Raw genomic sequence first — 19666 nt, 5'->3', positions numbered from 1 at the left:
CCGTCACGCCGCGATGAACTCGTTCCACTTGCGGACCATGTAGTCGTTCTCGTCCATCACCGCGTTCCAGCACGCGACCGCGCCCATGCGATCTTCATAGGAGCCACCGTCGCGCACCGCGCCGGCCTTTTCGAGCAGAGAGCCGTCGGGCGCCTTGATGTCCTTCTCGGCCGGCTTGCCTTCCATCCAGTACGCCCACTCATACGGCTCCATGTGCGCCTTCGCGGTGGAGAGCACGGCGGAGTAGTAGCCCTGGCGGTTGAGATAGGCGCCGGCATAGCCGGACAGGAACCAGTTCACGAACTCATAGGCCCAGTCGAGCTTCGCGCCCGACACGCCCTTCGACACGCAGAAGCCCGAGGCCCAGGAGCGATAGCCTTCCTTCAGCGGCTGGAAGGTGCAGGCGATCCCCATCGAGCGCACCTTCGTCACCGCTGGCGACCACATCGACTGGATGACCGTTTCACCTGATGCCATCAGGTTGACGCTCTCGTTGAAATCTTTCCAGAAGGCGCGGAACTGGCCGGCCCTCTTCGCCTCGGTCATCACCTTCATGGTGAGATCGATCTCTTCCTTGGTCATGTTGCCCTTGTCGGCATATTTGTATTTGCCGCTGGCTTCGACGACCATCGCGGCGTCCATGATGCCGATCGAGGGAATGTTGAGGATCGAGGCCTTGCCCTTGAACTCGGGGTTGAGCAGCTCGGCCCAGGTGCTGATCGGACGCTTGATCAAATCGGGGCGGATGCCGAGGGTGTCGGCATTGTAGACGGTCGGGATCAGCGTGACGAATTCGGTCGCCGACGTCGCGAACTTCTTGGAGTCCTTGCCTTCGAGATAGAGCACCTTCCACGGCGCGGTGCCCTGGCCACCGATCTTCTTACCGCCGGGCGTCTCGCCCTTGGTGAAGACCGGCGTGATGTTGTCGAATTCCTTGATCTTCTTGGCGTCGAGGGCAAGGATGTTGCCCGACGGCACGATCTTCTTCAGCGAGAAATATTCGGTGTCCAGCACGTCGAAGGAGTTCGGCTGGGTCATCACGCGCTTGGTGACGTCGTCGGTGGTCGCGGTGATGTATTCGATCTTGATGCCGGTGTCCTTCAGGCACTGCTTGGAGATGTCGTCGCCCTCGTTCACGGCGGTGCCGAGATAGCGCAGCACCTTCGGCTCGGCCGAATGCACATAGGGAAAGCCGGTGATCGCGCCGGAGCCGGCGGCAAGGCCGGCGAGACCCGCGCTGCCCTTGAGCAGGGTGCGGCGGCTAAAACCCTTCTTGGTCGTCTCGGTCATATCAGTCACTCCTCTGTTGCGCATTCCACTGATTGATCGGCGCTATTGCAGGCGCTGCGCCTTGGCGGGATCCCAGGTGGCCAGCACGCGATCGCCCGGACGGAACGGGTGAACGTCGAAGGTGGCTTCCGGAACGTGGGAGAACAGGGCGGTGCCGTCGTCGAGCGTGAGCGAGACGGCGATGTAGGAGCCCTGGTACTCGGTCTGGGTCAGCAGCGCCGGCGCGCCGAACGCGCCGTCGGCGAACGGCACGATGCCGAGCTGATCGGCGCGCACGGCGATGAGGTTGCCGGCGTCGCTGAGGACGTTGTGGCCGCCGATGAAGCGCGCCACGAATTCGGTGCGGGGATGGTGGAAGATGTCGCGGGCCGGGCCCTGCTGCTCGATCCTGCCGTGGTTCATCACCACGATGTGGTCGGCGAGCGCCATCGCCTCCTCCTGGCCGTGGGTGACCTGGATGAAGCTGATGCCGAGCTCGCGCTGGAGGCGCCTGAGCTCGCCACGCATCTTGACCCGCAGGAACGGGTCGAGCGCTGAGAGCGGCTCGTCGAGCAGCAGGATCTGCGGCTCGGTGATCAGCGCGCGGGCGAGCGCCACGCGCTGCTGCTGGCCGCCGGAGAGCTGCGCCGGCAGCCGGCCGGCATAGGGGCTCATGGCCACGAGCTCGAGCAGCTCGCCTGCGCGCTTGTGCCGCGTCGCGCGATCGACGCCGCGCATTTTCAGGGCAAACGCCACGTTGTCGAGCACGGTCAGGTGCGGAAACAGCGCGTAGGACTGGAACATCATCGCCGTGCCGCGCTTGGCGGGCTCGAGATCAGTGACGTTCTGCGCGCCGAGAATGATGTCGCCCGCGCTGACCGCCTCATGGCCTGCGATCATGCGCAAGGTCGAGGTCTTGCCGCAGCCGGAGGGGCCGAGCAGGCAGCAATAGGTGCCGGCCGGGATCTTCAGGTTGACGTTGTCGACCGCCAGCGTCGTGTCGTAGCGCTTGGTGACGGCGACCAGTTCGAGAGCGGCGGGAGTGGCCATGGCGTGTCCAGGGGGAGGGCGATGCTTTCCGCCTCTCTCCGCAAGGTCCGTGCCAACAGGCTTCGGTCCGTCAAATCCCAGAAAGTGTGCTGCGGAGTCAGATCGTTAGATCGAATTCGGCGCATCCGGGCTGCCCGGCGCGCGCGCAGCCACCTGCACACAAAACAGGCGCAAATTGTATAAAGTTTCGCCTGTGATTGGATACAGCTCGTCGACTAACATTTGGCCCGATATTCGCCGATCGAGCCCTCAACCCCATGGCTGCCAAGACCCGCCAGAAATCCGACGCGCCAGATGCGAGCGATCGCGTCAGCCGGATCAGGGAAGGCGTGACCGCCGCGATCCTCGAGCATCGCCTGCTGCCGGGCACGAAGCTCGGCGAAGACGAGATCGGCGAGATCTACGGCGCGAGCCGCACGCTGGTGCGCACCGCGCTGCAACAGCTTGCACATGAGGGAATCGTCAACATCGAGAAGAACCGCGGCGCCTTCGTCGCGCGGCCGACGCCGGCCGATGCTCGCGAAGTGTTCGAGGCGCGCCGCCTGATCGAACCGACGATCGTCGATCATGCGATCGATGCGGCGTCACCGGTCTGGATCGATCGTCTCCAGCAACATCTCGCCGAAGAGCGCGAGGCCGAGCTGCGCGGCGATGCCCGCGCCTCCGTGCGGCTCTCCGGCGAGTTTCACCGGCTTGTTGCCGAGATGAGCGGCCACAGCATCTATCTCGGCTTCCTCAAGGAGCTGATCGCGCGCTCCTCGCTGATCATCCTGCTCTATCGCCGCCACGACACGCCGGCCTGCGGCACCGATCATCACGCCGGCATCGTCGCCGCAATCCGCAAGCGCGACCGGGAGGCCGCGCGGGCGCAGATGCTGTCGCATCTGCGAGAGATCGAGGCCGAGCTGTTCCTGAAGGATCCCGCGGCCGACGAGCTGCGGCTCGCGGACGTGCTTGGCGCCTGAGCGGGACGCGGCCGGACGTCACGCGCGACCTCTTTGATTCAATTGCGGCTGATCGCGCCGATCCCCGTCATCGCAGATAGCAGGGCTGCATCTTGCCGCCATGGTTGTACGTTGACGGAAGCTAAACGTCGGGGTCAACTGCCGACCAGACGTTGCGTGCCTGCCATCGCCCCTCGCGTAGCCCTAAGACCTCAGTGGAAGGCTGGATATGTCGGGTTTGAGGATGTCGGCCAAAGTTTTCGCGTTCGCAGCATGGCTTGTCGGCACTGCAATGGGGCTCGGCGGCCCCTCGTCAGCAGCGGCCGAGGACTCCGCGGTGCTGTTCCGCAATGTCCGGATCTTCGACGGCAAGGCCAGCGCGCTCTCGGCGCCATCCAGCGTCCTCGTCAGGAACGGTGCCATCGAGAAGATTGCGACGGGAGACGCGACGGTAGCCGCACAAATCATCGACGGAGGCGGACGCGTTCTGATGCCGGGGCTGATCGACGCGCACTGGCACGCGATGCTGGTGCGTCCGACGCCGATGGCGGCGCTCGCGGGCGACATTGGCTACAACAATCTGGTTGCCGCGAGCGAAGCGACCGCGACGCTGATGCGCGGCTTCACCACCATTCGCGACATGGGCGGGCCGACCTTCGGCCTCAAGCAGGCCATCGACGAGGACCTCGTTGCTGGCCCGCGCATCTATCCATCCGGTGCCATCATCACCATCACTGGCGGACACGGCGATTTCCGCCAGCTCTCCGACCTGCCGCGGACCATCGGCGGCATGCTCAGCCGTATGGAGCAGATCGGCGGCAGCATGGTCGCCGACAGTCCCGACGAGGTGCGCGTCCGCGCCCGCGAGCAGCTGATGCAGGGCGCCTCGCAAGTCAAGCTCACCGCCGGCGGCGGCGTCGCTTCGCCGTTCAGCCCGCTCGACGTCTCCACCTTCACCGAGCCCGAGTTGCGCGCGGCAGTCGAAGCCGCCGACAATTGGGGCACTTACGTTGCGACGCACGCCTACACGCCGGTCGCGATCCAGCGCTCGATCGCGGCCGGCGTGAGATGCATCGAGCACGGTCATCTCATGGACGAGGCGAATGCGAAACTGATCGCAGAGAAGGGCATCTGGCTCAGCACGCAGCCGTTCCTCGATCTGTCCGGTGCCGCTGCGCTCGGGCCTGCGGAGCAGGACAAGATGCGGCAAGTGGTCGCCGGCACCGATCGCGTCTACGCGCTGGCGAAGAAGTACAAGATCAAGACCGCGTTCGGCACCGACGTGCTGTTCTCGCAGGCACTGGCGGAGAAGCAGGGCTCGATGCTGGCTGCGCTGACGCGCTGGTACACGCCGGCCGAAGCACTGGCCATGGCGACCTCGGCCAATGCGGAACTGTTGAGCCTCTCGGGCCTGCGCAATCCCTATCCCGGCAAGCTCGGCGTGGTGGAGGAGGGCGCACTCGCCGATCTCCTGCTCGTCGACGGCAATCCGCTCGACAACATCGCGCTCGTCGAAGATCCCGCGAAGAGTTTTGTCGTGATCATGAAGGGCGGCAGGATCTACAAGAACAGTCTTGCACATTGACGCGTATGGCGCGTCGCGCGGCCTTGCGACATTGGAACGCTTCTAGTTGCGATCGTCAGATGCCGGCTTCTTGCGCGGCGAGGTGGATGCAATCTCCGGGATCGCAGGCGGCCTCGCAGGACTTGTCACAATTTCGGGCCGGTCATCGGATGCGTGACTTCTAAGCGTTTCCAGAACCAGGAAGAATTTCTCGGCTAGCATTGAGTCAAGCTCGCTGACGCGTTCATCTCGCTTTCGAGAGCGACGAGATTCGCTGTCAATTCGATCACTTGCCGGGCCCCGCGGCAATTTAATTCGTCGGCGTCAAGCCGATTGTGACAAGCTTTGCCTGACTTTTGCGCCTGAACGTCGTGTGGACGATCATGCGCCGCAGCGTAACGTTACTATTCCTCGCGCACCGCACCCGCTATATGCTGACGTTCTGTCATCGAACTGTCATGTCATCGTAAAATGCTAAAGTCAGACGCAACGCCGGCCCGCAAGACTCCGGGCGCGCCGGATGGGAATCCTGTCCCAAAGGACAACAAGAGAACGCAAGTCGCCGCCGGCTTCCTCAGGCAGATTGATCTGGCCGAGGCCGGCGCGGAACCAAAGACCGTCGAGGGCGCTGTGAGTGATCAGACGCCGTCGCAAGATGCGACGCCCGCGCCGGAGCCAACCCAATCGACTGTCGCCGCGCGCGTCTCGGCCGAGATCGAGCTCAAGCTTCTCGTCGATGCCGAGCGCATGGCGCATTTCAATGCCGCGCCGATCATCGCGAGCAACGCGCGCAACAAGGGGGCACGCAAGCATCTCAAATCGGTCTACTACGACACGCCCGAGCGCGCGCTTCGGAAGAGCGGCCTCAGCTTGCGCGTGCGCCAGAACGGCGCGCGCTTCGTGCAGACCGTGAAGACCGACGCCGCGGACGATCCGCTGCGCCGTGGCGAGTTGGAGGCGAGCGTTCCCTCGCTCGCGCCGGATCTCGCTCTGGCGATGCCTTTCATTCCGGAGAAGCTCCGCGAGCAGCTCGAGACGCAGCCGCTTGAACCCGTCTTCACCGCCGACATCCATCGCCACGCGCGAATGATCGACCTGCCGTCCGGCACCGTCGAGATCGCCTTCGATCAGGGCGAGCTGATTGCCGGCGAGCGGTCGCTGCCGGTGAGCGAGATCGAGCTTGAGCTGAAGAGCGGCAGCGCCAGCACGATCTACGAGATCGCGCTGCGTCTTGCCGAGCACGGCGCGGTGAAGCCGTCGATCCGCAGCAAGTCGGCGCGCGGCTTCGATCTTGCCGCCGACAAGCCGCCGGCGGCGCGCCGGCCGCGCAAGCTTCAGCTCGATCCGTCAGTCACGCTCGACGAGGCCTTCGAGACCATCCTGCGGTCCTGCTTCCACCATTTGCTGCAATCGCTGCCGGCGGCCGAGGACGGTCGCAATCCGGAAGGCGTGCATCAGCTGCGCGTCTCGCTGCGGAGGCTTCGCTCGGCGCTCGATCTGATGGCGTCGGTCGGCGCGCTCAGCAATCTCGATGCGCTGCGGGCTGAAACCAAATGGCTGGCGCAGGACCTTTCGGCTGCGCGCGACTGGGATGTGTTCCAGCTCGACACCTTGCCGACGATCGCCTCGGCCTGTCCTGCGGTCGCTGGCTTCGATACGCTCGGCCGAGCCGCGGCCAGGCGCCAGTCCGAGGCTTATCGCAAAGCGCATCGCGCGCTCGGCGATCGCCGCTGCGCGCTGTTCCTGATCGGCCTCGGCGGCTGGATCGAGACGCGCGGCTGGCGCAACGACGTCGCCGCCGAAGACCTCGGCCAGCTCGCCGAGCCGGCGGTCAATTTCGCGCAGCGCATCCTGTCGGAGCAGCACGCCAAGGTGCTCAAGCGCGGGCGCCGGTTCAAGTCGCTGTCGCCTGAGCAGGTGCACCGGGTGCGGCTCGCGGCCAAGCGGCTGCGCTATCTCAGCGAGTTCCTGCTGCCGCTGTTTGCCGATCGCAAATCCGCCAGGCGCTACTCGCGCCGGCTCGCCGGCCTGCAGGAGGAGCTCGGCGCCTTCAACGACATGGCGGTCACGGCCTCGCTGCTCGATAGGCTCGGTGGCGAGTCCTCCGACAGCGCCATCGCGGCTGCCGCGATCGCCGGCTGGCAGGCGCGCGCCTCGGTCGGCGTGCAGCCCGCCCTGCAAAGCACGTGGCGCGATTTCACCACCGCGCGCGTGCCGTGGGTGTCGCAGAACTGATCGCATCCCAAAAAAGTTGCGGCCAGCCATTGGGGGATGGCTGGCCGCGCGCGAACCGGTCTGGGACGGGGAGGGGTGGGGATGTGACCGGGTCGCGTAACTCGTTGTCTCGTTCCTAATCTCGCGCGCTGGCGGTGGAGACCGCCGGCTTGGTGTCGCCCAGCGAGACCCAGACGTTGGGATCGCTCTGCGACTGGCGCTTGACGAAGCGGTAGCCGGTCTCCGTCCAGGCCACGACGTTCTCGTTCTGATTGTCGAGAACGAACTCGCCCTTGTCGGTCTTCACCGTCAGCACCGCGTGTCCTTCGCCCTTCTTGTCGCGCACGACGGTGATGAGCAGGGCCTCGCGCGGCCATCCGGCATCCATCAGCATCTTGCGCTTCAGCAGCACGTAGTCTTCACAGTCGCCGTAGCCGTCGGTCGGCAGCGACCACTTCTCGATCACGCCCCAGTGCTCCTGGTCGGTCAAAGGCTTGACGGTCTCGTTGACCCAGCGATTGACCTTGACGAGGTCGCGCCAAGCCGTCTGCGACATCACGATGTCGCGCGGCTGCGTCGGCCCGCTCTGGCACTGCGCGGCATTGTCCGCACAGAACTCGACCCAGCCGATCGGCGCACGCGTGGTGTCGCCGAGGCTCGCGTAGAGCAGACGGCCTTCGCCGGCCTGCGCTGTCGCGCTGATCCCGAAGAGCATGGCGGCGATCGCCAAGCCTTTCCCCTGTCCCCTGAAGTCCAACATTGCGGCCCCCGTTTCTTGTTGGGACCACGTTTCGCATGGAGCTTTTGAGTTGCCGCTAAGTCGGCCAAGTCAAGTCGAGACGAATGCAAGTAAAACTGGCGGAGAATTCGATCTATACTTGAGCCAAATTCGAATAAAATTTGAGAATACTGCAATTGATTCAAATTTTAGGGATTAACGCGGAAACGCTGGCGGAACCGCCGTTTCCGCGCGCAAGCGCGCCGGCGTTAACCCGCGCTAGGCTGTCAGGCCGCATGAAAAAGGCGGCGTCCGCATCGCGGAGGCCGCCTCTTGGTCTGGAAAAACAGTGGTTTTGGTGCGGTTGCGCTTTACCGCGCGGTAACGCTCTCTTCGAGTGTCTCGGCCGGCTGCTCGTGCATGAACTCCAGCGCGAAGCCGTCTTCGAGGTTGCGGACCACGCGGCCCTGGACCCGGCCGAGGAAAACCGTCGATTTCAGCGGCGGCCGGTTCTCCGCGGCGATCGCCGCGCCGGACAGTGACAGGTCGATGATGCGGCAGGTCATCTTGGTGCCGTCCTCGAGCGTCAGCACCGCGATCGGGTTGCGCGGCACGATACGGTCGTGGCGGCGATCCTCGGGCAGATTGAGAATGTCGCGGTTGGCGAGCCAGGTCAGCTGCGCCGCGAGCTTGTCGCGCTTGCGCGGCGTCGCGCCGATCGTCATGGCAAAGCCATTGTCGATGATGCGGGTGATCTTGCCCTCGACGCGGCCGATATGGTCGAGATAGGCGACCACGCGGTCACCGACATTGCCGATGCCGGGCGCGAGCAGCGCAAGACCCCCCGGCGACATGTTGATCACCTGGCAGGGGAATTCACGGCGGTCCGGCAGCATGTAGCGACCGAGCAGGTGAACCTTCACCCGCTGAAAACGCCGACGTTCCTCGGCGGCCGGAAGAAATTTTTTGTTCGCCAACGCCATTTTCACAACCCGACCCCCCGCCTGGCGGAGTCCGGGACGACCCTAAGGTGCATAGGGTTAATGCCGCGTTAGGATTGCGCGCGGCGATGACGGACAGAAACAATGCGCTCGAAAAGCCACATCAGGGGCGGGCAGGCCAATACTGCGAGCGCGCCGAGGTCGAGCGCGACCGCGGCGGTGCCGGCCGATTTGGCGAGCCGGCCTGCAATGGCCGGCCCCAGCATCATCGCGGCATAGAAGAGCGTGTAGAACACGCCCATCCCGATCGCCCTGGTCTCGGGGGCGAGCACGCGCGCGGCCAGGCTCATGATCGGGCCGGCCGGATGGCCGCCGATCAGGCCAATCAGAACGAGGATGGTGATGACGGCGTCCGATCTCGGTAGCCAGGCCAGCAGCAGGGCCACGACGAGGCTCGCCGCGATCGCCAGTATAAAGGGTCGCTTGAAGCGATCGGCGAGATAGCCGCCGGCCGGCACCGAGATCACCGAGAGCCACATCACGACGCTGATCGCCGAGCCTGCGGCGGCGATGCTCCAGCCGCGCTCGGCGAGGAGGGACGGGCCGAACGAGAAGATCATGGCGAAGCCGACATTATAGAGGCCCCAGATCGCGCCCGCGACGATCACCGCCAGCAGCGCCAGGGGATCGAGGCGGCCCGAGCCCGCCGGGCCGGCTATTGCTGCGGGCGGCGGCTGGTAGAATGCGATCAGCACAACGCCGATCGCGGTAAGCGCGGCTGCGGCAAGGAATACGCTGCTTGCGCCATAGGCGGTGCCGAGCGCCGGCAATAGCAGCAGCGAGATCCCAACGCCGGCCGGCCAGGAATTGACGAAGATCGCCATGGCGGTCGCGATCTCCTTTCCTGCGAACCAGTCGGCGGCCATCTTGGTGAGCTGCACTGTGAGCAGCACGCCGCCGGCGCCGGAGGTAAGCCGGCCCGCCATCTGCCAGCCCCAGACATCGGTGGCCGCCATGACGAGGCTGCCCACTGTCATCAGCAGCAGCGCGGCAATCGTCGTCGGCTTGTCGCCGAGAAATCGGCCGATCGCGCCGCCCGGCAGCGCCAGGACGATACCGGGGGTGAAATAGAGTCCGATCAGGATGCCGATATCGGCGATGCCGACGCCAAAGCTCTGTTGCAGCAGCGGCGCTACCGCGGCCACGCTTTGGAATTGGAACGCGATGGTGAGGCGCACCAGGAACAGGATCGCAAGAATGCCCCAGCGATTGCGCAACGGCTCATCTCCCCATGCCCCTCAGCCGAGGGTGCGGTCGGGAGAGGCCGGAGTCAACCGGTTGGCTTCGTCGTCGCGCGCCCGTAGAGCAGGCATAGTAATGCCAGCAGCACGGCGGCCGAGAGGCCGAGCGACCAGTGAATGCCGATCGCAGCGCCGAATACGCCGACGGTGATGCCGCTGAAGGCCCGCATGCCGAGCCCAGCCATATTGTAGAGGCCGACGACGCGGCCGCGGATGTCGTGCGGCGCGTTCAGCTGCACCAGTGCCTGCGCCATGGTGTTGAACGACAATTCGAAGAAGCCGGCAAAGAACAGCAGCACGATCGCGAGCGGATAGATCCGCACCGCGGCGAAGCCGAGCAGTGCAACGCTCCAGAGCATCGCGAGCGTGATCGCCGTGCGCGGTGTGCCCTTGAGGCGTCCCCAGGATTCCAGCGCGATGCCGGCGAGCAGCGCGCCGGCGGCATCGGCGGCGAGCAGCACGCTGTAGGAGACGCCGGGATCGCTGTGGCCGAGATCGCCGGCAAAGCCCGGCATCTGCGCGTGATAGGCGTTGCCGATCATGAAGGAGGTGAGGCCGGCAAGCCATGTCATCGCCGTCAGCACCGGCTGGGTGCCGATGGCGCGGATGGTGAGCAGGATGTCGGCGAAGCCGCGCACGGCGAAGCGTCGCACCGCCACGCTGCTGTCGCGGACCGGCGCCCAGAACAGCCACAGCAGCATCGGCAGGTAGAACAGCGTGTTGAAGATGATGCCGTGCGAGGTGCCGAGCGTCAGCATGATGATTCCGCCGACGGCGGGCCCGACCAGGATGCCGAGATAGCGCGCCATCGCGTTCAGCCGTACTGCGCTCGGCAGGTCGGCGGGGCCGACGAGGTCGTAGAGCAACAGCTGGTTCGGTGTTTGCCAAAGGACTCCGGCGCAGCCGTGGATCACCAGCAGCAGCATCGCGTGCCACATCTGGATCGTGTCGGTGATGAAGAAGAAGCCCCAGCCGGCGGAGGCCGCGATGAACAGCAGCATGCCGCACTGGATGATGCGGCGCGGATCGAACCGGTCGGCGAGCCCGCCGACCGCGACCGAGAACAGCAGGAATGGCAGCCAGTGCGACAGCACCGCAAAGCCGCCCAGCGTTGGCGAGTGGAATTTCTGGAACACCACCCAATAGCTGATCACATGCTCGATATTGTCGGCCATCATCGCCAGCACGTAGGCGATGAACTGGAGCCGGTACGGCACGGACTTCATCGCCGCGAACGATCCGGACGCAGCGACGGGATTTTGGGGCAGGGGGTTCAAGCGATCACCAGGATGGGACTGCTCGGGCCTTACACGTTCGCTGGCGGCCGCTCAAGACAATTGGGTGTGTGGGACATCCACCGTCTCCAGAAACGACCTGACCACCGCCGCAAACTCATCCGGCCTGTCGTAGGGCAGCCCATGGCCCGCGTTCGCGATCACCTCATGGCGAAGGCGTGGATTGAGCTCCTGCAGCTCCCGCGCCGTCTCGACGGAGACAACGCCATTGTCTCCGATGACAAGCAGGCTCGGGGCCGCAATCGCTTTGACCAACTCGCGATAGTCCGGGTTCGGCGGCGTGAGAACCTCGAAGGCACGCGTCTCGGTCCGCAGCCGCGCGTCGATGATCAGTTCGAGCAATTCGCCCGACCGGTGCGGTTGCCGCTGCCGCGCTTCGGCCAGCACCGCATCCCTGTCCCGACCGAGCAGCCGCCGATGCTGCTCGGCAACGTCGCTTTCGTAGACTTCGCGCTGGCGCTCGGCGCTGAGGAAGGTCGGGTCGGCAAGGACGACGCCGCGAATGGCCGCGCCCATTCTGCTCGCAACGACTGCCGCCGTCATGCCGCCCATGGAATGGCCGAGCAGCACCGGTGCTTCGAGCCCGAGCATCGCGATGAGCCCAATGACATCGTCTGCGAGGTCGCGGTACAGATATCCGAGCCGAGGCGCGCTCGATGCGCCGTGGCCCCGCGCGTCCGGCATGATGAGGTCGTAGCGATCCTGGAGCGCGCGGGCCAGTAGCGTGCAGCAGGCGCGCTTCCGGTCAGTCCATGCAGCGCAATCAGGGCGGGCTTGTTGCCGCCGGTTCGCAGATAATGGATGTCGATGCCATTTGCTGCGCAGGTTCTGCTAGTCCAGCTTGTCATTCAACCGACTGTCAAAGAATCGATCCCGACATCATCTTACGCCAGCGTCTTGACATAGACTGCATAGGGCACGCCCAGAATATCCGGTGCCTCGCCGGTCTTCACAAATCCCATGCGCAGATACATCGGCAGCGCGACGGTCATGATCGGCGTCGTGTGCAGGGCGATGACCTGAGCCTGGTCGCGCTCGGCGCGGCGCAGGCACTCTTCCGTCAGTTGGCGGCCGACGCCCTTGCCGCGCGCGGCGGGATCGACCACCAGCATGCGGATGACCGGCCACGCCGGATCGAAGAACGCAGGCTTCTTCGCTTTCGGCCCGATGTAGGCGACGGCACCGACGATGCGTCCGTCATCTTCGGCGACGATGATCTCGCCGGTCTGGGCAAGCCCCGGCATCTTCGCGACATTGGCGTTAAACAGCGGCCAGTCGGAAAAGTGCGGCTCGAATTCCGCGAATGCGGCGAGCGCGACGCGCACGATCGCTTCGGCATCCGTTGCCTGATAGTCACGCAGCATCGGCGACCCCGTCGCGCAACGTCGCGCCCGCCAGCCGCCACAGGCCGGGCCGCTCCGGGAGATTGTGCGGCGTCCGGACGTTCCAGACCAATCCGATAGCTTCGAGCAATCGGATCAGCCACCAGCCCGGATCGACCTGTCCCGGCAACAGTCCCATCTTCGCCGAGCCGGGATAGGCGTGATGGTTGTTGTGCCAGTTCTCGCCCATGCTGATCAGCGCCGCGAGGCGGACATTGTAGCCCTGCGCGCCGACGCCATCGATGATCCAGACCTGCTCGCCCCTGGTGTGGGAGAAATGGCCGACCAGCCAGTGCCCGGTCACGCAGACGCTGACCCGCACGCAAATGCCGCACACCAGCCAGTCCATCCCGCCAATCGCGAAGAACAGTGCGGCCCATGGCAGTTGCTGCAACATCCAGGTGCGCTCGACGAAGGCGTAGAAGCGGTCATTGGCCAGTCGCGGCTCCAGCCTGAAGCGAGGGGGATGGCGCAACACCAGCCGGCAATGCAATTGCCACCACGCGTCGCGCCAGAAGCCGGCGCGGTGGCAGGAATAGTCGTGGCACGCCGCCTGGCGTTGCGCCCAGTCGCGGAAATCGTGCAGGCGGATCATGCCATAAGGGCCGGCCATGCCGACAAGCGTGCCGAGATAGACGAGAAGGCGTTCGAGCCAGAACGGACAGTCGAAGCTTGCATGGATCAGCTTGCGATGCATGCCGACGGAATGTCCACAGCACAGCGTGACGGCGCTGGTCGCGAGGAAGAGCACGAACGCCGACCCCGAGAAACAAACCGGTCCGAGGACGATTGCGGCGGCCGTCATGCCCGCGAGCCACAGCGACTTTGCCGGCGCCCATTGCACGTGTCCGTCCAGCGGATCGGTGTCCGGTGTGACGAAGATGCGTTCGGAGCCCGGTCGCACGTCCATGGTCTGATCCCAGCCGAAGCAGGCCGCGCTCCGGCACAAACAGCCTGCGGACACAACTGAGGCGTGTCAACGCCTATCTCGGTGGAGACCGTAGCCCGGATGGAGCGTAGCGCAATCCTGCGGAGCCGGCCCCGCATTCCGTGTTGCTCCATGCGGACTACGAGATCAATAGCTTCGCATGCCTATTTGCGGTTGCTCATGCTGTCACTATTGACACCTTGCGTTCGGCGCGCCACCTTTCTCTCCGGTAGATACGACCTGCCGCTTGCACCCTTCGGGGACGGTGAACGTATCGCACGCATCGTCTTGGCCCCTTTGTTGAACAACGGGCCAGCAACGCAAGCACTGGCTTTTCCGAATTGTTCAAGCAAAGGAGTAAGCCATGCGCGACTTCCGCGATGCCAAAGCCATGGCGCAAACGCTGCGCGCCTCTCTCGTCTCCAAAGGCCTCAAGATTTCGGTTGCCGAAAGCCTCGAACTGACTGCCGAGCTGTTCGGCTTGGCTGATTGGAACACGCTTGCTGCCGCCATTCGACGCGGATCGTCAGCGTCCGAGCCAGCGTCGGTGCAGCCGCCGCGTGCAAGCATCAAATGGCCTTCGGAATTTACGCGCGAGCTCGAGCAGACTCTGGACAGGGCTATCACTTACGCCACTGCGCGAAAGCACGAGTTCGCGACGCTGGAACACCTCCTGCTGGCGCTGCTGGACGATCCGGATGCCTCGGGGGTGATGAAGGCCAACGACGTCGATCTCGAAGCCCTGAGGCGAACCACAACCGCCTATGTCGACGACAAATTGAGCACTTGGGTGATGATCAAGGATGGGCGCGATACGACGCCGACGGTCGCATTTCGACGCGTGGTGCATCGTGCCCAGGTCCGCGGCCTGAAACGAGAAACGAGCGGATTGGATGTGCTGACCACCATGTTCGGTGAAAGTGCAAGCCCTGCGGTCTGGCTCCTGAGCGAGCAGGGCATGACCGTCGAACGTCTTGAGAGCGCGCCTCCACGCACAAATTGAGCGGAGCACGACCTGCTCGGGCGCTTTGAGGGGCGCGTTCGCGTATTTCCAAGATCGCATGGCTGTCATAGGCTGATCACAGACCCGCACCAGCAATCATAACAAGCGGGCAGCGAGGAAACCGCCATGGACCAGATCCGCGTCTGCACCCACGCAGGCCCCGGCAGCGAGCCCGTCATCAAAACAGTGCCGTGGCCGCAAGTCGGTCGCAAGGCCGCGCTGATCAAGGTCGGCGCCTGCGGCGTCTGCGGCACCGATCTGCATATCCTGAAAGGGCATTGGCCGAAGCCACTGCCCTGGCCGTTCACGCTCGGCCACGAGCTCGGCGGAATCATCGTCGAATGCGGCGACGAGTTCACCGAGGACTTCATGAGCAAGCCGCTCAAGGTCGGATCAAAGGTGATGATCCCGCCGCTGATGCCGTGCGGACGCTGCTACTACTGCATTCACTACCCGCAGACGGCCAACAAGTGCCTGACACCGGTCTATTACGGCCGCTATCTCGGCTTCGACAAGGCGCCGCACATGTGGGGCGGCTGGGCGGAGTATGTCTATGTCGATCTCGACATGCTGCCGGGCACCAAGATCTACAAGCTGCCCGACGACATGTCGCTGCGGCTCGGCGCGCTGTCCGAGCCGCTCACCTCCTGCATCCGCGCCTTCAACCGCGCGACCCGTGCCGGTGGTTTTTCCTGGGGCGACACGGTGGTGATCCAGGGCTCCGGGCCGATCGGCATTCTGGCGGTCGCGGCCGCCAGGGAGATGGGGGCAGGGCGCGTCATCTGCGTCGGTGCGCCGGAGGAGCCGCGGCTCAAGCTCGCGCGCGAGTTCGGCGCCGAGGCGACGGTGAACATCGAGGAGATCAAATTGCCCGAGGCGCGCATCGCGCGTGTGCGCGAGATTGTCGGCGGCTTCGGCGCCGATCTCGTGATGGATTGCTCGGGCCATCCGACCGCCGGCCCGGAAGGCATCGAGATGCTGCGCGACGGCGGCACCTATGTCGAGATGGGTCAGTTCACCGATGCCGGCTCGATCGATACGTCCTGGCACCGGATCTGCACCAAGGACCTCAACGTGCTGGGATCCTGGGGCTTTACCGGCAACGATCTGCCGCTCGGCGTCGACATGCTCTATCGCACGGCGGGCAAATATCCCTGGCTGAAGATGCAGACGATCTATCCATTCACGGAAGACGGCGTCGCACAGGCGGTGAGGGACGCGATGGCGATGAAGACGGTGAAGTCGACCATCGTGCCGTGGCCGGAGCTGGTGGAATAGGATCTGTAGCCCGGATCGAGCGCAGCGTATTCCGGGGCGCCGGTCCCGCATTCCGCGGAGCCTGTCATCGGGCGGTGCTTTGCGCCGACCCGTTAGCTTCATGCGAGCTACAAGTCAGAGTTTCGAATGAAGAACGAGATGACAGCCGAACCCACTCCACCCGCCAGCTCGCCCTTCCGTGCCATCCGCGCGATCGACTACACCGTCATCTTCGTGCGCGACATGGCGGCGATGCGGCGCTTCTACGAGGGTGTCCTGGCCTTGTCCCTGCTGCGCGAGCTCTCGCCGAACTGGATCGAATACGGCCTCGGCAGCAACACACTGGCTCTGGCACGATCGAGCCGGACCGCGGCCGATGCGCCGGTGCCGGCGGGGACTGCCTCGCTGCAACTGGCTTTCAAGGTGTCCGCGGCCGAGGTCGATCAATGCGCCGACGAACTCGTGCGTCAGGGCGTGGTATTGCTGTCGCCGCCGACGGATCAGTCCTTCGGACATCGCACGCTGTTCTTCCGCGATCCCGATGGTAATCTGTTGGAGGTCTATGCGGAGATCTGAGCGGAAGCGGATGCCCAGAAAGTTCCATGCAATATCCGCGACTTATCCGCGCAGCTGTGAAACTTAGGCCCAAGTTCCGGCTTTCACTTCGCGGGAGAGGTCCAGTGAAGCGAATCCTGAAACCCGTCACTTACATCCTGGCCGCCATCTACTTCCTGGTGGATGCGGTCTTCATCGCCGTGGCGAGGCCGATCGCGCGCTGGATCGGGCGTCATTTCGAATTCAGGCGGTTGCGTGAGTGGATCAGATCGTTGCCGCCTTACCCGTCGCTGGCCTTGTTTTCCGTGCCGGTGATCATCCTCGAGCCGATCAAGCCGGTGGCGGCTTACCTCGCGGCGACCGGCCAGATCGTGAGCGGTGCTGTGACGTTCATCATCGGCGAGCTGCTCAAGCTCGTGCTGGTCGAGCGTCTGTTCCATCTTACCCGTGACAAGCTGATGCGGATTCCGGCGTTCGCCTGGGCCTATGGCAAGTTCGCCGAGGTGAGGGCGTGGCTGAAAGCGACCGAAGCCTGGCGCATGGTCCGCGCCTTGAGCCGGGCGGCAAAAGACTATGTCGTGCGGGCACGGGCAAGGCTGGTCGGCAGCTTCAACAGACTGGTGACGTCCAAAGATTAGGGCGGCGACGGACGGTGCTCTCTAGGCGAGCTTGCGCGCGGCGGCGGTCGCCTTGTCGCCCGTGTTCGGCGTGCCGGTCGGCTCGATCAGCATCAGGTGAACCTCCTCGCGCGCTACCGGGCGATGCTCGACACCTTTTGGCACGACGTAGAGCTCGCCCGGCCCGAGCGTCACGGTGCGATCGCGTAATTCGATGTCCAGCTGGCCTTTCAGGACGAGAAAGAAATCGTCGGTGTCGTCGTGCTTGTGCCAGGTGAACTCGCCCTTCACCTTCACCACCATCACGTCGCAATCGTTGAAGGTCGTGACCGTGCGCGGCGACCAGAAATCCTCGAAGGTCGCGAGCTTGTCGGCAAGCGATATGCTGTCAGCCATGTTTCCCTGTTGCTCTCTCATGAGACACGATTTGAGATCGAATGGACGGTGCGGCAAGGCCGGCTATTTGACATGTCCGGTCAACATGGCTTGCGCCCAGTCCGGACGGCCGTTGGCGAGCGCCTGTGCGGAGGCGGCTTCCCAGTCGTATTCCAGCGCTAGTAGTTCGACTTGCCAGCCTCTTGTTCGCTTCGTGAGGATCGCGTAACGGGCGTGGGGCGAGCGGTGTTCCAGGTTTGCGGCAAAGGGAATGTCCGCGAACACGGGGCAACCAACACTCCCGGGATTAAGAACCAGACAGTCGCCCGGCCCTTGAACGGCCGCCTGGCGGTGGCTGTGACCGCAAAGGACCACGCGCGCCGTTGGCTCGCTCGAAAGACGCGCGGTTAGCACGTCGCAACGTGCCGGCACGAAACGGCCGTCCTCGAGTGCTTCTTCCAACAGGCAGGTCATGTCGTCGTTGGGCGTGCCGTGGCAGGCCAGGATCCCGTCATCCAGCCATATTCGGGAGGGGAGGCTGTGGAGTGCGCGACGCTGCTCCGCAGTCAATGCGTTGCGCGCAAACAGACCTGCCGGCGAGAGCTTGTTGTCTGGAAACTCCTCGATCCAGCGATCATGGTTTCCGCGCACGGTCGGCACCGATAGCGACTGGAACGCTTCGAAAGTTTCCCTTGGCCACAACGGGCTGGTGACGCAATCGCCGAGGTTGACCGTACGATCGACACCGCGCGCCTTGATGTCGGCCAGCACCGCTTCCAACGCAGCAAGATTGCCGTGGATATCGGAAATGACTGCCAATCGCATCGTCGTGCTCCCCATGCCGTGTTGCCTGAATTCAACTGCGCCAGGTCACCGGACTTATCTAGCATCGGCTGATAGGACATTCACTAATTAGCCACGGCTGATCGCGATCATCCCGGCTTTCGTGCGGTACGATTTGGGATCGAATGGCGGATGTGGCAAGGCCGGCCGCCGGCGTGTCCGCTCCAGCCCGAACGTGAGGCCGGGCGCCTGCGGCCGTCTTGCCTATGCGCGCGACACGTGAGCGGAGACGCACTGCCAACGTCCGTCCCGGAATTGCCAATCATCCGTGTACCGGCCGGCTCCTTCGCTGCCGTCAGGCTTACGATAGCTGGTGCGAGCGTGAATGATGGCGAAGTCTCCAAGAACACGGATGATCACGTCGTGCTCGCGAATGTCGCGCACCGTCGAGCCGCGGCCGATCTGCACCAGGAATGTCGACCGGTCGATCAGCGTGCCGTCCGGATTGGTGTTACGAAAGTCCGACGCGAGATTGGCGTCGAACCAGGCGACGTCGGCCTCGTCAACGGCGCGGACGTAGTTGCGATTGAGGTCGGCCAAAATGGCCTCTGCTGTCTTGTTGTCGGACATTATTTGGTCACCTGTTTTGCCTGCTCGAGTGCAAGCCAACTGTTCCAGGCCTGCTGGTCACCTCGATCGTGTCCGGAGCCTAACGCAATGCGCCGAGCCGACGGTTCGCTCTCGGCCGAACCGTGCCCACTCGCTGCCGCGCTGCTCACCGTCACGCCCACCCTCCAGCTCGCGCACGATGCGATCATCCGGCCCGACGCTGCCGAGATCGAACTCGCGCTCCGGCGTGACGAGGATCACGCGCTGGCCGGCGATCACGACCACCGTCATGTCGTTGCGCTCGCCTTCTACAGCCCAGGCGCGGATCTCGCTGGCGTAGGGCTCCCTGCGCCAGGCGTTCGGAGAGCCGGGGTCGCAGCGGACTTCGATGCCGTCCTCGGACGTGGTCAGGACCAATTTTGACCGGCTCGGCTTCCAGCGCTCGTCGAGGAGGTCGTTGACGAGCCAGAGGCAGCTGAAGCTCGCGCATTCGGCCGGGTGTTCGGCGTAGATCGCGCAGCCCTGGCCGGGCTTGCAGTGCCGGCACCAGCTTCCCGCCGGTTTAGCCAGCGCCTCGATGGCCATCACCTTGCAGCAAAGCGTGCAATCGCCGCAGGCGCGTTTGATGGAAGGCGTCACGCGGTCGTTCCCTTGGGAGCTGGTTGGCTTCAGGTTAATCGAGGTGGCCGCGAAAGTCCGCTGCAACCTTCAGGCGCGGCTCTTGTCGAAAAGCCATGCATCACAGGCATGGTGATTTCCCTGCGCTTGGCGTAAAGAGCCCTCAATCACATCGCCAGCGTGCGGCCGGGCCGATTGCCGCGCACGCCAGCTCAGGTCCGCCGGCTCACCATTCCGCGCCTG

At 64.5% G+C, this 19666-nt stretch carries 20 protein-coding genes; 7 read left to right on the top strand and 13 right to left on the bottom strand.

Annotated features, from left to right (window positions below):
• Nucleotides 1-3: 3 nt before the first annotated feature.
• Together WN72_RS30360 and WN72_RS30355 are read right to left on the bottom strand one after the other, a co-directional pair.
• Nucleotides 4-1290 (bottom strand): ABC transporter substrate-binding protein, encoded by a 1287-nt coding sequence (locus tag WN72_RS30360; RefSeq protein WP_167380672.1) that lies wholly within the window; start codon nt 1288-1290, stop codon nt 4-6.
• Between the two features lie 42 nt (nt 1291-1332).
• Entirely contained in the window at nt 1333-2319 is a 987-nt protein-coding gene (locus WN72_RS30355; RefSeq protein ID WP_027560080.1) for an ABC transporter ATP-binding protein, read from the bottom strand.
• A 257-nt stretch (nt 2320-2576) separates the two neighbouring features.
• On the opposite strand from WN72_RS30355, the gene WN72_RS30350 reads away from it, so the two are divergent.
• From WN72_RS30350 to WN72_RS30340, 3 genes are all read left to right on the top strand, one after another.
• Nucleotides 2577-3284 (top strand): GntR family transcriptional regulator, encoded by a 708-nt coding sequence (locus WN72_RS30350; RefSeq protein WP_092213650.1) that lies wholly within the window; start codon nt 2577-2579, stop codon nt 3282-3284.
• Nucleotides 3285-3555: 271 nt separating this feature from the next.
• Nucleotides 3556-4848 carry a metal-dependent hydrolase family protein gene (locus WN72_RS30345; protein WP_244553694.1) on the top strand — a complete coding sequence of 431 codons (1293 nt, stop codon included), beginning with the start codon at nt 3556-3558 and terminating at the stop codon, nt 4846-4848.
• 450 nt (nt 4849-5298) lie between these two features.
• Nucleotides 5299-7062: a CYTH and CHAD domain-containing protein gene (locus WN72_RS30340; RefSeq protein WP_092213654.1), complete on the top strand. Its 1764-nt coding sequence runs from the start codon at nt 5299-5301 to the stop codon at nt 7060-7062.
• A 115-nt stretch (nt 7063-7177) separates the two neighbouring features.
• On the opposite strand, the gene WN72_RS30335 is transcribed toward WN72_RS30340, so the two are convergent.
• The 7 genes from WN72_RS30335 to WN72_RS30305 all read right to left on the bottom strand — a co-directional run bounded on the left by WN72_RS30335 (nt 7178) and on the right by WN72_RS30305 (nt 13588).
• A complete protein-coding gene (locus WN72_RS30335) occupies nt 7178-7801 on the bottom strand; it encodes a transglutaminase-like cysteine peptidase (RefSeq protein WP_027560076.1) in 624 nt (207 codons plus the stop codon).
• A gap of 329 nt (nt 7802-8130) precedes the next feature.
• Nucleotides 8131-8742: a PilZ domain-containing protein gene (locus WN72_RS30330; protein WP_027560075.1), complete on the bottom strand. Its 612-nt coding sequence runs from the start codon at nt 8740-8742 to the stop codon at nt 8131-8133.
• Nucleotides 8743-8810: 68 nt separating this feature from the next.
• Nucleotides 8811-9977, bottom strand: a complete 1167-nt coding sequence (locus WN72_RS30325; protein WP_092213656.1) for an MFS transporter — start codon at nt 9975-9977, stop codon at nt 8811-8813.
• Nucleotides 9978-10030: 53 nt separating this feature from the next.
• Nucleotides 10031-11227, bottom strand: a complete 1197-nt coding sequence (locus tag WN72_RS30320; RefSeq protein ID WP_092213658.1) for an MFS transporter — start codon at nt 11225-11227, stop codon at nt 10031-10033.
• 102 nt (nt 11228-11329) lie between these two features.
• A complete protein-coding gene (locus WN72_RS30315; RefSeq protein ID WP_208617479.1) occupies nt 11330-11980 on the bottom strand; it encodes an alpha/beta fold hydrolase in 651 nt (216 codons plus the stop codon).
• Nucleotides 11981-12180: 200 nt separating this feature from the next.
• Nucleotides 12181-12660, bottom strand: coding sequence for a GNAT family N-acetyltransferase (locus WN72_RS30310; protein ID WP_027560072.1), 480 nt, complete (start codon nt 12658-12660; stop codon nt 12181-12183).
• Entirely contained in the window at nt 12650-13588 is a 939-nt protein-coding gene (locus tag WN72_RS30305; RefSeq protein WP_092213660.1) for an acyl-CoA desaturase, read from the bottom strand. The genes WN72_RS30310 and WN72_RS30305 overlap by 11 nt, the downstream gene beginning before the upstream one ends.
• Before the next feature lie 382 nt (nt 13589-13970).
• Here WN72_RS30305 and WN72_RS30300 point away from each other — a divergent pair, with 382 nt between their 5' ends.
• The 4 genes from WN72_RS30300 to WN72_RS30285 all read left to right on the top strand — a co-directional run bounded on the left by WN72_RS30300 (nt 13971) and on the right by WN72_RS30285 (nt 17059).
• Entirely contained in the window at nt 13971-14609 is a 639-nt protein-coding gene (locus tag WN72_RS30300) for a Clp protease N-terminal domain-containing protein (protein WP_092213662.1), read from the top strand.
• Nucleotides 14610-14735: 126 nt separating this feature from the next.
• Nucleotides 14736-15887, top strand: a complete 1152-nt coding sequence (locus tag WN72_RS30295) for a zinc-binding dehydrogenase (protein WP_092213664.1) — start codon at nt 14736-14738, stop codon at nt 15885-15887.
• A gap of 138 nt (nt 15888-16025) precedes the next feature.
• Nucleotides 16026-16442, top strand: coding sequence for a VOC family protein (locus WN72_RS30290; protein ID WP_244553682.1), 417 nt, complete (start codon nt 16026-16028; stop codon nt 16440-16442).
• A gap of 104 nt (nt 16443-16546) precedes the next feature.
• A complete protein-coding gene (locus WN72_RS30285; protein WP_027560068.1) occupies nt 16547-17059 on the top strand; it encodes a hypothetical protein in 513 nt (170 codons plus the stop codon).
• 21 nt (nt 17060-17080) lie between these two features.
• Here WN72_RS30285 and WN72_RS30280 read toward each other — a convergent pair whose 3' ends face one another.
• The 4 genes from WN72_RS30280 to WN72_RS30265 form a co-directional block, all read right to left on the bottom strand.
• Nucleotides 17081-17434 (bottom strand): cupin domain-containing protein, encoded by a 354-nt coding sequence (locus WN72_RS30280; protein ID WP_027560067.1) that lies wholly within the window; start codon nt 17432-17434, stop codon nt 17081-17083.
• 63 nt (nt 17435-17497) lie between these two features.
• Entirely contained in the window at nt 17498-18238 is a 741-nt protein-coding gene (locus WN72_RS30275) for a metallophosphoesterase family protein (protein WP_092213826.1), read from the bottom strand.
• A 222-nt stretch (nt 18239-18460) separates the two neighbouring features.
• Nucleotides 18461-18826, bottom strand: a complete 366-nt coding sequence (locus tag WN72_RS30270; RefSeq protein WP_027560065.1) for a nuclear transport factor 2 family protein — start codon at nt 18824-18826, stop codon at nt 18461-18463.
• Nucleotides 18827-18883: 57 nt separating this feature from the next.
• Nucleotides 18884-19444 (bottom strand): hypothetical protein, encoded by a 561-nt coding sequence (locus WN72_RS30265; protein ID WP_244553683.1) that lies wholly within the window; start codon nt 19442-19444, stop codon nt 18884-18886.
• Between the last annotated feature and the right edge of the window lie 222 nt (nt 19445-19666).

The sequence above is a fragment of the Bradyrhizobium arachidis genome, from assembly GCF_015291705.1.
GTDB classification, from domain to species: domain Bacteria; phylum Pseudomonadota; class Alphaproteobacteria; order Rhizobiales; family Xanthobacteraceae; genus Bradyrhizobium; species Bradyrhizobium arachidis.
This window is presented reverse-complemented; position numbering and strand designations above follow the sequence as displayed.

What these genes read in the sequence shown, in the direction of transcription:
- WN72_RS30345 (WP_244553694.1), top strand. Translation starts at nt 3,556, where the DNA reads ATGGGGCTCGGCGGCCCCTCGTCAGCAGCGGCCGAGGACTCCGCGGTG.
- WN72_RS30350 (WP_092213650.1), top strand. Translation starts at nt 2,577, where the DNA reads ATGGCTGCCAAGACCCGCCAGAAATCCGACGCGCCAGATGCGAGCGAT.
- WN72_RS30320 (WP_092213658.1), bottom strand. Translation starts at nt 11,227, where the DNA reads ATGAAGTCCGTGCCGTACCGGCTCCAGTTCATCGCCTACGTGCTGGCG.
- WN72_RS30330 (WP_027560075.1), bottom strand. Translation starts at nt 8,742, where the DNA reads ATGGCGTTGGCGAACAAAAAATTTCTTCCGGCCGCCGAGGAACGTCGG.
- WN72_RS30315 (WP_208617479.1), bottom strand. Translation starts at nt 11,980, where the DNA reads ATGCCGGACGCGCGGGGCCACGGCGCATCGAGCGCGCCTCGGCTCGGA.
- WN72_RS30355 (WP_027560080.1), bottom strand. Translation starts at nt 2,319, where the DNA reads ATGGCCACTCCCGCCGCTCTCGAACTGGTCGCCGTCACCAAGCGCTAC.
- WN72_RS30310 (WP_027560072.1), bottom strand. Translation starts at nt 12,660, where the DNA reads ATGCTGCGTGACTATCAGGCAACGGATGCCGAAGCGATCGTGCGCGTC.
- WN72_RS30340 (WP_092213654.1), top strand. Translation starts at nt 5,299, where the DNA reads ATGCTAAAGTCAGACGCAACGCCGGCCCGCAAGACTCCGGGCGCGCCG.
- WN72_RS30270 (WP_027560065.1), bottom strand. Translation starts at nt 18,826, where the DNA reads ATGTCCGACAACAAGACAGCAGAGGCCATTTTGGCCGACCTCAATCGC.
- WN72_RS30360 (WP_167380672.1), bottom strand. Translation starts at nt 1,290, where the DNA reads ATGACCGAGACGACCAAGAAGGGTTTTAGCCGCCGCACCCTGCTCAAG.
- WN72_RS30300 (WP_092213662.1), top strand. Translation starts at nt 13,971, where the DNA reads ATGCGCGACTTCCGCGATGCCAAAGCCATGGCGCAAACGCTGCGCGCC.
- WN72_RS30295 (WP_092213664.1), top strand. Translation starts at nt 14,736, where the DNA reads ATGGACCAGATCCGCGTCTGCACCCACGCAGGCCCCGGCAGCGAGCCC.
- WN72_RS30290 (WP_244553682.1), top strand. Translation starts at nt 16,026, where the DNA reads ATGACAGCCGAACCCACTCCACCCGCCAGCTCGCCCTTCCGTGCCATC.
- WN72_RS30275 (WP_092213826.1), bottom strand. Translation starts at nt 18,238, where the DNA reads ATGCGATTGGCAGTCATTTCCGATATCCACGGCAATCTTGCTGCGTTG.
- WN72_RS30305 (WP_092213660.1), bottom strand. Translation starts at nt 13,588, where the DNA reads ATGGACGTGCGACCGGGCTCCGAACGCATCTTCGTCACACCGGACACC.
- WN72_RS30280 (WP_027560067.1), bottom strand. Translation starts at nt 17,434, where the DNA reads ATGGCTGACAGCATATCGCTTGCCGACAAGCTCGCGACCTTCGAGGAT.
- WN72_RS30335 (WP_027560076.1), bottom strand. Translation starts at nt 7,801, where the DNA reads ATGTTGGACTTCAGGGGACAGGGGAAAGGCTTGGCGATCGCCGCCATG.